Source organism: Neobacillus sp. S1115 (genome assembly GCF_055385565.1).
The window spans coordinates 2,203,323-2,215,954 of the sequence record NZ_AP038275.1; the positions used below are offsets into that span (position 1 = coordinate 2,203,323).

At 39.8% G+C, this 12,632-nt stretch carries 14 protein-coding genes; 10 read left to right on the plus strand and 4 right to left on the minus strand.

Annotation, left to right across the window (positions count from 1 at the left end):
- Positions 1–14: 14 nt before the first annotated feature.
- From ACZ5B7_RS10820 to ACZ5B7_RS10845, 6 genes are all read left to right on the plus strand, one after another.
- Positions 15–1,022: a DODA-type extradiol aromatic ring-opening family dioxygenase gene (locus tag ACZ5B7_RS10820; RefSeq protein WP_464493712.1), complete on the plus strand. Its 1,008-nt coding sequence runs from the start codon at positions 15–17 to the stop codon at positions 1,020–1,022.
- Between the two features lie 4 nt (positions 1,023–1,026).
- Positions 1,027–1,698, plus strand: a complete 672-nt coding sequence (locus ACZ5B7_RS10825) for an RraA family protein (protein WP_464493713.1) — start codon at positions 1,027–1,029, stop codon at positions 1,696–1,698.
- Entirely contained in the window at positions 1,688–2,344 is a 657-nt protein-coding gene (locus ACZ5B7_RS10830) for an RraA family protein (RefSeq protein WP_464493714.1), read from the plus strand. Before ACZ5B7_RS10825 ends, ACZ5B7_RS10830 begins: the two co-directional genes overlap by 11 nt.
- A gap of 186 nt (positions 2,345–2,530) precedes the next feature.
- Positions 2,531–3,718 carry a cytochrome P450 gene (locus ACZ5B7_RS10835; RefSeq protein WP_464493715.1) on the plus strand — a complete coding sequence of 396 codons (1,188 nt, stop codon included), beginning with the start codon at positions 2,531–2,533 and terminating at the stop codon, positions 3,716–3,718.
- A gap of 142 nt (positions 3,719–3,860) precedes the next feature.
- A complete protein-coding gene (locus tag ACZ5B7_RS10840) occupies positions 3,861–5,210 on the plus strand; it encodes an MFS transporter (RefSeq protein ID WP_464493716.1) in 1,350 nt (449 codons plus the stop codon).
- A 260-nt stretch (positions 5,211–5,470) separates the two neighbouring features.
- On the plus strand, positions 5,471–6,958 hold the full coding sequence (locus ACZ5B7_RS10845) for a class I adenylate-forming enzyme family protein (protein WP_464493717.1): 1,488 nt from the start codon (positions 5,471–5,473) through the stop codon (positions 6,956–6,958).
- A gap of 128 nt (positions 6,959–7,086) precedes the next feature.
- On the opposite strand, the gene ACZ5B7_RS10850 is transcribed toward ACZ5B7_RS10845, so the two are convergent.
- Together ACZ5B7_RS10850 and ACZ5B7_RS10855 are read right to left on the minus strand one after the other, a co-directional pair.
- Complete coding sequence (locus tag ACZ5B7_RS10850) at positions 7,087–7,752, minus strand: YczE/YyaS/YitT family protein (RefSeq protein WP_464493718.1); 666 nt, start codon at positions 7,750–7,752, stop codon at positions 7,087–7,089.
- Positions 7,749–8,192, minus strand: coding sequence for a GNAT family N-acetyltransferase (locus ACZ5B7_RS10855; RefSeq protein WP_464493719.1), 444 nt, complete (start codon positions 8,190–8,192; stop codon positions 7,749–7,751). Before ACZ5B7_RS10855 ends, ACZ5B7_RS10850 begins: the two co-directional genes overlap by 4 nt.
- A 115-nt stretch (positions 8,193–8,307) precedes the next feature.
- Here ACZ5B7_RS10855 and ACZ5B7_RS10860 point away from each other — a divergent pair, with 115 nt between their 5' ends.
- From ACZ5B7_RS10860 to ACZ5B7_RS10875, 4 genes are read left to right on the plus strand one after another with little or no spacing between them, the layout of a single operon-like run.
- Positions 8,308–8,760 (plus strand): MarR family winged helix-turn-helix transcriptional regulator, encoded by a 453-nt coding sequence (locus ACZ5B7_RS10860; RefSeq protein ID WP_464493720.1) that lies wholly within the window; start codon positions 8,308–8,310, stop codon positions 8,758–8,760.
- A gap of 18 nt (positions 8,761–8,778) precedes the next feature.
- Positions 8,779–9,297 (plus strand): spermidine/spermine N(1)-acetyltransferase, encoded by a 519-nt coding sequence (gene paiA / locus ACZ5B7_RS10865; protein ID WP_464493721.1) that lies wholly within the window; start codon positions 8,779–8,781, stop codon positions 9,295–9,297.
- A 22-nt stretch (positions 9,298–9,319) separates the two neighbouring features.
- Positions 9,320–9,940, plus strand: coding sequence for an FMN-binding negative transcriptional regulator (locus ACZ5B7_RS10870; RefSeq protein ID WP_464493722.1), 621 nt, complete (start codon positions 9,320–9,322; stop codon positions 9,938–9,940).
- A gap of 52 nt (positions 9,941–9,992) precedes the next feature.
- The gene (locus ACZ5B7_RS10875) at positions 9,993–10,427 is read left to right on the plus strand and encodes a DMT family transporter (protein WP_464493723.1); all 435 of its coding nucleotides are present in this window, start codon (positions 9,993–9,995) and stop codon (positions 10,425–10,427) included.
- Between the two features lie 257 nt (positions 10,428–10,684).
- Here the strand turns inward: ACZ5B7_RS10875 and ACZ5B7_RS10880 are convergent, their stop codons facing one another.
- Both ACZ5B7_RS10880 and ACZ5B7_RS10885 read right to left on the minus strand, forming a co-directional pair.
- Positions 10,685–11,419 carry an SH3 domain-containing protein gene (locus ACZ5B7_RS10880; RefSeq protein WP_464493724.1) on the minus strand — a complete coding sequence of 245 codons (735 nt, stop codon included), beginning with the start codon at positions 11,417–11,419 and terminating at the stop codon, positions 10,685–10,687.
- 5 nt (positions 11,420–11,424) lie between these two features.
- Positions 11,425–12,345 (minus strand): hypothetical protein, encoded by a 921-nt coding sequence (locus ACZ5B7_RS10885; RefSeq protein ID WP_464493725.1) that lies wholly within the window; start codon positions 12,343–12,345, stop codon positions 11,425–11,427.
- Between the last annotated feature and the right edge of the window lie 287 nt (positions 12,346–12,632).

Sequence of the window (12,632 nt, forward strand, 5' to 3'; positions counted from 1 at the left end):
AGGGGGAGATTTAATTGGCAGAACTAGTGCTGGGTATGGGGTTATCCCACAGCCCGATGATGGCTCTTCCGGGCGAAAAGTGGAAGTATTGGGCTAAGACAGATTACGGTCATCCAATGCTTTATGACGAGCATGGCCAAAGGATTAACTATCGGCAGCTAGAAAAACAAAGAAATGCCAGATATGTCAGTGAGTCTACTGCTGAACACCTCATTCAGCAATACCATGATATGAAGAACTCTTTTAGCAAGCTAAGAAAAGAACTTGCAGCCAGTTCACCGGATGTTTTGATTGTCATTGGAAATGAACATCAAGGGGAAGAGCTGGTGGACTCACGCTATAACCCAGCTATATCCATTTATACGGGTGAAACCATTACCAGCGGCGTTTTTCCAACTGAAGTTAAGGGGTTCGATTTTGAGGATGGAATATTGGCCCAGGTCGGTGTGGGACTGGGGATGGACCAGCATCATGAATGGCCAGGAGCGGCCGGGCTGGCTGAAAAATTGGTTTTCGAGTTAATCGAAGAGGAATTTGACGTTGGCGTGATTAAAAAAAGCCCGGAAACCATGCACGGCCATGCATGGACTACAGTCATGGTGGAATTATTGCAGGAGAAACAAATACCGATGATTCCCTTGCATTTAAATGCCTTCCCGCCAAACGAACTGAAGCCATCACGCTGTTATGACCTAGGGATGGCCCTTTCCAAGGTCATTCAGAATCTGCCGGACACATTACGAGTTGGGATTATCGCTTCCGGAGGTTTGAGCCACTTTGTCACAGATTCGGATATAGACAATATGATCATCGATGCGCTCAAAACGAGGTCGGAGCAAACCCTGCGGCAGCTACCAAAAGAGCGGCTGAAGGCCGGTTCTTCTGAAATTAGAAATTGGGTGATCCTTGCAGGTGCCATGGAACAATTTAATTTAAACTGGCTCGATTATTCACCAGTATTCCGTACACTGGGCGGGACAGGTATTGGTATGACATTTGCAAGTTGGTCTAAAAGGAGTTAATAGAATGGGAGAATTGGTAGAACGTTTATCAAAGCTTGATAGTTGTGCAGTTTCGGATGCACTTGATCGGATGAAGCGTCCTGGGGTAGTGCTGGGTATCCATTCCTTATCTGTTGGCCGGAGGATTTCCGGCAGGGTAATCACTGTACAACTAGGTTTAGCGGACGGGAAGCCCTCAGAGAGGCATCTATGTACGGCAGCTGTCGATGCAGCAAAACCCGGCGATATTATAGTTGTAGCGAATGAAGGAAAAACAAACGTTTCCGGGTGGGGAGGCACATTGTCACTGGGTGCCGTTCAGAGAGGGGTCTCAGGAGTGATAGTGGACGGAGCGTGCCGGGATATTGATGAAAGCCGGCAGCTCAATCTGCCTGTCTATGCAAGGGCAGCCGTCCCATTGACTGCTAGGGGCCGAGTCATCGAAACAGACTGGAATTGCCCTGTTAAATTGGGGGATGTTGCTGTAAATCCCGGTGATTATGTGATTGCTGATGGAAGTGGAACGGTGTTCGTTTCCTCTATGGATGCGGAAGAAGTTATTTCGCTGGCAGAGGAAATTTATGAGCGGGAACAGAAAATGGCCGCCGCTGTTCGGGCTGGACACCCAATGGCTAATGTAATGGGAGCTTCTTATGAAAATTTGCTGAATTTGGGGGATTGGAAAGATGACGAATGAGGAAATACTTCAATCACTGCAAAGGTTAAGTACTACGGATTTAAGTGACGCAATGGACCGATTGGGAATTACGGGCCAATGCCTGGGAATTATGCCTTTATCCCGTGATTTCCGTTTGGTCGGGCGTGCGTATACGCTTCACTATGTTCCTGTTGGTCAGGACCGTGGTTCGGTCGGTGATTTCATTGATGATTTGGGTCCAAATGATGTAGTCGTCATTGATAATGCCGGAAGATTGGATGCGACAGTCTGGGGAGATTTATTAACAATGACCGCCCACCGCCGTAATGTAGCGGGCACCGTCATTGATGGAGTCTGCCGTGACGTTGACCGTAGCATTGAATTAAACTATCCCATTTTCAGCAAAGGAAATTGGATGCGGACAGGTAAGGACCGGGTCCGGGTTGATGGTGTGAATGTACCTGTCTCGATTGGCGGAGTAAGAGTGGAACCAGGCGATTATTTACGGGGAGACGGCGACGGAGTGGTTGCCATTCCATCGTCAAGAATTCAAGAAGTCGTCGATGCGGCACAGGAAATCCACGCCGCAGAAGAAATTATTCGAAGTGAAGTTCTTTGCGGAGCAAATCTAAGGGATGCACGCTCCAAAGTCGGATACCATAACCTGCAAACGAAACAATCATAACGAGAATCATCAAGGCCATGTTAGATACGAGTTTATTCCATTTCTAACAGGGCTTTTTTTTACTAGACTTTCTCGAAACATTACCACGCAACACAACCGGTAGGGTCCTGAAACACGTTTTGCGGGAATAACCTTAAAGGAATCAGAGGAATGAATGAAAACTATTAAAATAGGGAAGTGAGTAATATGCAAAGTGTAGAAAAAGTAATTTATGATCCATTTTTGCCGGAAAAATGGCCTAATCCTATTCCGGCATACAAAAAATTATTGAAAGAGTATCCTGTCTATCATCTCAAAAATAGAGATATTTGGATTATATCACGGTATGACGACGTCATGAATGCATTGAAAGATTGGAAAACATTTTCTTCTGGTGCAAAAGGAAACACGATAAATGATACCAATATGCCCGAACGTGTTGGAAATACGCTGGGTACAACTGATCCACCTAAGCATGATAAACTGCGCCGAATAGTCAGTGATGTTTTCACACCAAAATATGTTGGATCGCTTGAGCCTGAAATGCGGAGGATTGTTATAGATCTTATTAATAACTTTAGGAATAAAGAAACATTTGATTTTCAATGGGAGTTTTCTTATCCCTATACAGCCAGGGTCGTAGGCAAAATGATTGGGATACCAGAGGATAAGCTGCAGTTTTTTGTTAATGAGCTTAGTAAGGGAATGAGAGAATCCGAGGAACATAAGAGTGATCCAAAGAATGTACAGGCTCGCTTTAAGTTATTGACTGATTTTTGTAAAGAACTAGTGGAGATGAAAAAATCAAATCCAGGAAATGATGTCATTAGCCGATTGCTTGCAGCTAAATTAGATGGAGAAGGTTTAACAGTAATGGAAGTTGCCATTACTACTTTTACCCTAATTGGTGCGGCATTTCAATCAACGGCAATGGCAATCGGTTGCTCTATCAGCACCCTTTCGAAATTCCCTGAACAGTTAAGGGAGCTTTATGCAGATCCCTCACTTATTCCCAATATGATTGAAGAAACGTTACGATATGATGGGTCGACAGTAGGATTCAGGAGAACGACTACTCGGGATGTGGAACTGCATGGCCAGATTATACCAAAAGGTGCTCAAGTTTTTCTTAATTTTGGTGCAGCTAATCATGACGAAGCCAGGTTCGAGAATTCTGAAATCCTGGATATCCGTCGTAAGGACAACAAACATCTTGGGTTCGGTTGGGGGGTTCATACGTGCCTTGGTGCACCAATGGCACGCTTGATGATAAAGGTGGCCTATGAAGAATTATTACCAGTTTTAGGTACTGAATTTAAGATTCACTACGATCAAACAGTTTTATCATCAACGCCTCAATTTCGAGGCTATGTGGTTCTCCCTATTTCTATATAAAACTATTTTTCTATTAGATGTCTTGCATTAAGGCAGACAGAAAATGTTTATTATGTGGACAAAAGTAATTGATCGTGGTTCCTTGTAGTTAAAATTTTTTAAAAAATATGTATGCGGTTTCTATAAAGTAGGGAGGGGTTATATGCAAAAAGTAAATGTTGGGGAAGTTATTAATGAAAGTAAAATAACCGAGTTTCATAAGGTGCTATTAATCTTATGTTGCTGTTTAGCTTTTTTTGACGGATTCGAACTTGGGTTGCCTGGTCCAATCGGTCCTGTATTAATAAAAGAATGGTCTTTACTTCCTGTTGTTTTTGGGTCATTAGTAAGTTATGGATCTTTCGGCATGATATTAGGAGCATTAATGACTGGAATATTGTCAGATAGAATAGGCAGAAAAAATGTCCTTATAACCAGTGCATTTCTGTATAGCTTTTTCACTTTAATGGGCGGCTTTTCAACTGGACCAACGGATTTTGGAATTTACCGTTTCATTGCAGGGGTGGGAATGGGGGGAATTGTTCCAACGGTTGTTGGTCTGACTACTGATTATTCTCCAAAAAGAGTTAGACATTTTTATGTTACATTGGTAACCACAAGCATAGCATTAGGAGCCACAGCTACTCCACTTATTAGTGTATTTGTAATACCCGAATTTGGATGGAGAGGACTGTTTTATATAGGTGGATTACCACTTCTAGTATTGCCATTTGTGATAAAACTCCTGCCTGAAGCACCTATCATTCTTGTGAAAAAAGGGAAGTTCGATAAACTGTCCGAGATTTTGAATCGCCTATCATTTGGTAAGATTTATCACAGTGATGATCAGTATGAGATGGAAGGCAAAAATGAAAATAAAGTTCCTTTTATCGCATTATTTCAAAACAAAAGAGCACTTAGCAGCACCTTAATTTGGATTACCTACTTTTTCTTGTATATGGTAAATTTCGGACTAGTAGCGTGGCTACCTAGCTTAATGGTTCAAGCTGGATATCCATTAGGTTCAAGTCTATTATTCGGTTTCGTAATTGGATTTGGCGGCTTGTTAGGTAGTTTATTTGGCGGGAAAATTGCGAATAAAACGGGCTTAAAAACAGTTGTTATTTCATCATTTATATTAGGAGCACTAGGGTTGATGTTATTAGGATATAAGTTTAGCAGTGCGACACTTTTATATATCATATTGTTTATTGCTGGATGGGGTACGAACTCTGCTCAAAATTTATATACTGCATTTGTCTCACAATTTTATCCAACCGAAATCCGCGCTACAGGATTGGCATTTGGAATGATATGGGGCAGAGTCGGTTCTTTCTTCGGTCCAATTATGGGTGGGGTATTATTACAAATGAATCTCTCCATTGTCTTGTGTTTCCTCGTATTTGGGGGCCTTGCGCTTATTGGGGCGGTTTCTACATTAGGTATTACTGATAGAAGTAAGTTAAGGAATGTAAGCATTAGAAAAACGGAGGAAAGTACACTCCAAAATTAGACTGGCAACTTGATAAGGCAAAGTATCTATTTAACCGCCTGGTGAATTTCACACCAGTGCGGTTTCTACTCTATTAATGAATAAATTTGCTCTTTGACATTGGCACAAGAATTTTCGGGAAGTTCCAGTCACTGCTCATTAGATTCTGGGACTCAGCAGAAACCTGCGGGAATTTGTTGAATAAAGAGGAATTTTAGAAAGTATAGAGAATTATTTAGTTTATTCGGAAAATTCTTAATAGAGAAGTGGGGTTGTATTAAATGTTTGTCTCAGAACAATTAGAAGAACATGTAAAGCTGCAGCCGGAAAAGGTGATTACCGCTTATCAGGGCAGGGAGATGACCTACGGCCAATCATACCAGCAGGCGAAAAATTTAGCCGGGTATTTCCAGGAGAAGGGCTATCAAAAGGATGACATCATTGCTATCTATCTGCCCAACTCTGATTATTTTGTGATCTGTTATTATGCCTGCCAGCTGGGCGGATTTTCGGTGATGCCCGTCAATACCAAATTAACTGCACCGGAAGTGGAGTATATTTTCAGCCATTCTGAAGCGAAAGCAATCATTTATGATGTAAGGTATGAAGCCCAACTGAATCAGATTTCCTTAGAGCAGTTTAAGGACCGTTTAGCAGTTGGCGGCGAGGATTCATTACTAGCAGTTTTAGCAGACGACAAAATCCCTTTTCAGCCTGTGAAGGTTGATGAGGATGATACAGCGGTTGTTTTTTACACATCCGGAACGACTGGCAAGCCCAAAGGGGTTATGTTATCAGCCGGAAATGTCCGTGCGGCTGCTCAAATTTGGTCAGATGTAATGGAAATAACCGCAGCTGACCGCATGCATATCGTGACCCCGCTGTTCCACTGTGCTGCGAGCCATTGTTTTACTGTTCCTACTATTTATAAGGGTGGTACAGTGGTAATTGAGGAGACTTTTTCACCTGAGCAAACCTTGAGGACAATGGAAAAAGAAAAGGTGACCATTTTCTTTGGAGTCCCGGCCATCTATAGTATTCTATTAAATACTCCTAAAATGGCAGAAACTGATTTATCTAGGCTCCGTTTGTTCACGTACGGGGCGGCTCCTATGCCAAATGAGCTGGTCCGTACGGTAAAGGAACGCTATCCTGATGTAAAAGTACAAAATTTATATGGCCAGACAGAAAATTCACCTGGAGCTACAACCTTAAAGGACCATTATGCACTGGACAAAGTTGGTTCTGTCGGTGAACCTTTGCCAGGGCTTGAGGTACAGGTGGTTGATGAGTTTGGCGAGCCAGTACCAACGGGGGAAGTAGGGGAAATCGTTGTTAAAGGGCCGCTTGTGATGAAGGGTTACTTGAAGAATGAAGAAGCTACTCGTCAGGCATTAAAAAATGGCTGGTTATACAGCGGAGATTTAGGCCGCTTTGACCAGGATGGACTGTTATATATCGTAGACCGGAAAAAGGATATGATTAACCGTGGCGGCGAAAACGTCTATCCCGTTGAAGTTGAAGAAGTCCTATATCAAATTCCGGAAATCTTGGAGGCTGCGGTAGTCGGCGTCCCCCATCCTATATACGGTGAAGTCCCAAAAGCGTTTGTGGTCCCTAAAGAAGGAAGGACACTTACAGAAGAAGACGTCCTCACCTATTGCAAAACAAAACTGGCTAAATACAAACTGCCCGTGGAACTAGACTTTCTCGATACATTACCACGAAACGCGAGTGGAAAAGTCCTGAAACACGTTTTACGGGGATAAGCATGGAGGAAGCAGATAGATAGTTTTCTGCTTCCTTACTACTTTATTTAGCAATCAGGGTGTAAATCTATAAATCATCAGCTTTGCAGGTAAGTGCTCTGAGTATTTTTACGTAAACAAAAACCATCCTATTTCGAATGGTCTTTATCTTTATCAAAATTTGGTAATATACTAGAGTGTGTCAATATACGGTCTAATACTTTTTCAGTAATTGGCATAAAGTAATTAAGGAGTATCCCCCCAAAACAAACGGTCAATAAAGTTCCCACGCCAATGGGTCCATTTAACATCATTGCCATGATCAAGAATACGAGATAAATGAATGTTCTAGAAAAAAATAGATTTGTTCTAGTTAATTCTTGGATGATTAAGGTTAACCGGTCAACTGGAATCGGGGCAAAATTTGTGTGTAAATAGGTTGCCGTTCCTAATCCAATCACAACTAAGCCGAGTCCAAAACAAACCACTTTGCTGTACCATAGTTCAGGTGTTAACAAATTTTGCAATAGAAAAAGCCACATATCAATACCAATGCCCGTTATCAATGCTGTTATCAACCCCAAAACCTCTGGCCTTTGTCTTGTTAAAAAAGAATTGCAACCTATCAATATGAAAGCTATTATGATTTCCCAGCTTCCTACAGTAAGCCCAACATTCTTGGACAGTCCAACCAAGAGAGCATCAAATGGTGAAGTTCCTAGGTCTGATTGTATCGTGAAAGAAATACCAAGGGTTAAGATTAAAATTCCTATTACATAAAAAACATATCTCGCTTTATTCGATCTCATTATCATTTTGTAGTAAATAATTCTTTGAGCATGAGAATATGTGGGATTCCATCTTCCATAAAGATCTCTGATGAAGTCCTGAACCCTAGTTTTTTATAAAATCCTTCGGCCTGCGTTTGTCCATGTAATTTAACCTGTGAGGCTCCCCGTTCTTCAGCGATTTCTTCTAACGCTTTTATAATGATTTTTCCAAGGCCAAATTTACGGTAAGGTTCAAGGATACAGATTCTCTCCAATTTACCTACTCCATTGATAAACCTTATCCTTCCCGTTCCGACGGGTTGTTCATTGTAATGGACTAATACGTGTTCGCTAGTTCCCTCAAGTGTATCAAATTGATCAAATTCGTCTTCTAATGGAACGCCTTGTTCTTTTACAAATACTTGTTTCCGAATAGCAAAAGCTGCCCTTAAATCTTCATCAACCATTATTTTTTTTGTATACATTTTTTTCAGTCCTTTTACAAAGAAATTTTGTTGCAAATGCAACAAAGATAGGTTAAATTTAATCTATATCATTTTTATTGCATTTGCAACAAAAATATGTGCAAAGGAGTTAATAATGAAGGAAATTCTTCGTGAAATCGGTATGATTGCAAGGGCATTAGATTCTATCAGTAATATAGAATTTAAAGAATATGACCTTACAAAAGGGCAGTATTTGTACCTTGTGCGAATCTGTGAAAATCCGGGAATCATTCAAGAAAAGTTAGCTGAGATGACAAAAGTAGATCGAACAACAGCAGCTCGTGCGATAAAAAAACTTGAGATGAATGGTTTTATAGAAAAGAAAGACGATCAACATAACAAAAAAATTAAAAAGCTTTTTCCAACAGAGAAAGGGAAAAATGTTTATCCTTTTATAAGACGTGAAAATGATTATTCCAACACCGTTGCATTAGAGGGGTTTTCCGAAAGAGAAGTAGAAACCATTTTCAATCTTCTTCAAAGAGTAAGAAAAAATGTAGAAAAAGACTGGGAATTTGTCAAAAAGGGAAACAAGAGATTTTATTAAAGGAGCGAAATAAAAAAAATGACTATCAATATTAAAAAATGCACCCTTGAAGATTTACACACACTTCAAGAAATTAGTTATGAAACATTTAATGAGACATTTAAGGATCAGAATTCACCCGAAAATATGATTGCCTATTTGGAAAGGGCATTTAATTTAAATCAATTAGAAATAGAATTATCTAATCTTTCATCGCAATTCTTTTTCATTTATTTTAATAATGACGTGGCTGGATATTTAAAGGTCAATATCAATGATGCTCAGTCCGAAGAAATGGGTGAGGAATCGCTTGAAGTTGAAAGGATTTACATAAAGAAAGAATTCCAAAAACATGGGCTTGGTAAAGACCTGCTAAATAAAGCGCTGGAAATTGCCATGGAACGTAATAAAAAGAAAATCTGGCTAGGTGTATGGGAAAAGAATGAAAATGCGATCGCTTTTTATAAAAAAATGGGGTTTGTTCAAACGGGGGCGCACTCTTTTTATATGGGTGATGAAGAACAAACGGACTTTATAATGGCAAAGACACTGATATAACTTTTTTGGAAAGGTGAATTTTATGTATATTCCGAAATATTTTAAGGTCACAAATGTTGATGAAATCTGGGATTTTGTTCAAAAAAACTCTTTTGGCACGATTGTCACAACAGAACAAGGGAAACCAATTGCCACTCATTTGCCTTTGGCGTTAAAGAAAAAAGGCGACGATTACTATCTTACCGGGCATGTGGCTTTTGGGAATCCTCAGTGGAGAACGTTTGAGACCTGTGAAGATGTGCTAGTTATTTTTCAGGGACCGAATGCTTATGTTTCTTCTTCCTGGTATTCGCACGAAAATGTTCCGACTTGGAATTATCAGGCTATCCATATGTACGGTAAAGCAAGTATTCTAGAAAAAGATGAATTGATAGAAGATTTAACGATAATGCTGGAAAAATACGAAGAACACCGTGAATATCCGGTTTTATGGGAAAAGCTTTCTCCTCAACTCTTAGAGAGTGAACTGAAAGGGATAGTTGGGTTTAAGATTAAAGTAGGAGAAGTTCAGGCTGCCTATAAATTAAGCCAGAACCGAAATGAAACCGATTATGCTAACATCGTTGATAAATTAAGAAATGAAGGAAATCCAAATTCGGAACAAATGGCAGAACTAATGGAAAAGAGAAAAACAAAAAGATAAAATGAGGAGTTTTCTTAGTTCTTGAATAATTTAAAAAACATGGAGGCTCATTATGAATTGGATTATGACCCTTCTCGCTGTTATAGCAGGTATATCTATAGGTACTCAAGCGGGAATTAATGGAGGTTTAGGAAAGAAAATCGGGGTAATTGAAGGTGCGTTTGTTTCGTTTGCAATTGGTACATTAATCTTATTAGTGTGTACTATCTTTCTGGGTAAGGGGAACCTTTTAAACGTGTTCTCAGTTCCAAAATGGCAATTAACAGGCGGATTGTTAGGAGCTATATATGTGCTGGTTATGGTATTAGCTGTACCAAAAATCGGAGTAGCTACAACAATTGTATCAGTTATATTAGGCCAAGTATTAATAAGTGGAGTAATTGATCATTTCGGTCTTTTTGGCGGAAAACAAATTCCTTTTGATTGGCAAAGAGGTATTGCTGCACTTTTACTAGGAATATCATTATATCTTATGTACAAAAAATAAAGGTTTTAAATATACTATTGCTGAGTTGAACCATACATTTATATTTCCTCAAAGTAATCATATTTTTTATTTCATCTTCTTCTATGTTCTCTTTTTTTATATGGCAGAAATCTTTCTGTTTTAGTTGGAGATTCACAGTTTGATAAAATTGGAGAGAGCTTTAAATAAGGAGAGCGGACTATACCTATTTGAGTCTACTCTCCTTATTTGGGTTGTTCTATGAATTGGAAAAAGAATCAAATATCCCTCTCCATTTATTATTTTTCCTTCACAATCAAGGCCGAAATCCAACCTTCGACTCCGTTTGCGGTTTCCACCTTTAGCCACTTAATTCCTTTGGAGTCTACTTGTTCTTCATTCAAAAAGTGGATGATTTCTCCGTTTGTAATCGTGTAAAGACGTGGTGCGGTTAGTGTAGGAGCTTCTCTAATATTTCCGCCGTCTTCATATTGCTTATTTAAAATAAATTCTTTTTGATCAGGGGAAGAAACGGTTGTTTGTACGGGTACAGGTTCTTGGTTTAACCAAGCTTCAGCTTTCTTCCATTTTTCTGTATACCACTTGTTTGGATTGCTGATGATTGCCGCTGTCAGCAAAATTACTAATGTGGTGGCAGAGTAGAAGGTCCATCTTTTCAACCTTGTCCTATTCCTTTTCCGTTTCATGAAAAGCTGAATGATTTTGTTGAAAAAACCTTCGAGCAAGGCAAACATTCCTTCAATAAACTCAATCCAAACAGGTATACCAGTTTCTCCTGCTTCTCTCCGTCTTCTTTGCATCGTGCAAACGAATGTCATGATTGGATAAGAAATGAGATATAGCATTTTTTCCAACAAATGGGCCAACAGGTTTAAAACAGGCGGAACAAAGTACAACAAAATCAGCCTTACGAGCTGCAGTAGAACAAAGAGAACCAAAAAAATACGCAACCATTCCGGCAGGGCAGAGATAGGTGACCAAATCCAAAACAGCTGTTTTAAAATGGATTCCACAATCGCTAATCTCCTTTATTTAGATAGGATTGAAGTTCTTTCCTTGGACTATCAAGTTGTTTTTTTCTATTGCTGTTTTCCAGATTAACAGGGAGATAGGGGAACAGTTTTTTTAGCTTGGCCAATCTTTGTTCTGCCTCAAACTGGTCAATAGAGTGATCGTTGATCAAGTTTAATAGTTGTTTGTTTACCTCATATTTAAAGGCTCGATTTTGACTAAACTCAGATTCCACTAACCGTTTTGCCATTTCATTCTTTTCTCCAAGCTTCCCTGCCGTGATAAAATCACCCGCCTGAAGGGCTTCTTTAATGGAGGCCGAAATCCGGCGAGCTTCCTCTAAGTCGAGAGCCTCTTGATAGGCAGATAGTTCTGCGTTCCGGTCTAAATCGGCAATCGCCTCATCATGGTGCTGGTCCCGAATACCTTGCCGGGTCAAAACACGAACATTTCGCACCACAATCCCAGCCTCTCGTAACACCTTCACCAATCTTGATGTTTGAAAAAATTCTTCAATATGCCGGGCAAAACTCAGTTCCTCATCAATAGGATAAAATCTTGCTTCCGATTCCACCCAGAAGGGCAGATTGTTGTTAAAAATGTCGCCAATTTCCCCTGCATTTTGTTGAACTAACAATTCGGGGTGTTCAACGGCAATATCGATAGATAAATTGACAGAAAAGCTTCTTCCTCTTGTGGCCGAGGGAACTTCCTCATTGTAGGTGAAGGTTTGCTGCTGCATATTGATGGTATAAACTCTTTTATATTTGCCAATCCGTAATTCACTGCGTGTCAAACGCTCTCCATTTTTAACTGCAAAGTGTTCGTTGTCGTTATTAACATAAACAAAGGCATAAGACATAGACGACGCCGGCGGTTTTTCCAAAAAGCTAAATTTCACGTCTTTAATGTCTTCAATAAAATTCATTAGGTATCTCCCTCCCGGTTAAGGTCACTTATACTTGTCTACATTCTATGCAGATAATCTGCAGAAAAGCCCCTATATCTTTGTTATAGGAAAAAGGTACCCCATACCAAATGATAAACTGACTGTTCCATTATTCTTATTTTTGACAAGCGAGTTCAGCATCTATTTTTTAATCCGCATTTGGACATAGCTGAACTAGCAAATAACTTTTACTTGCCTATTATCAGAAAATTATGTATATTCTACTTGAAGTATTTTGAAACCTCCCAATCCTACTAGATATGAAT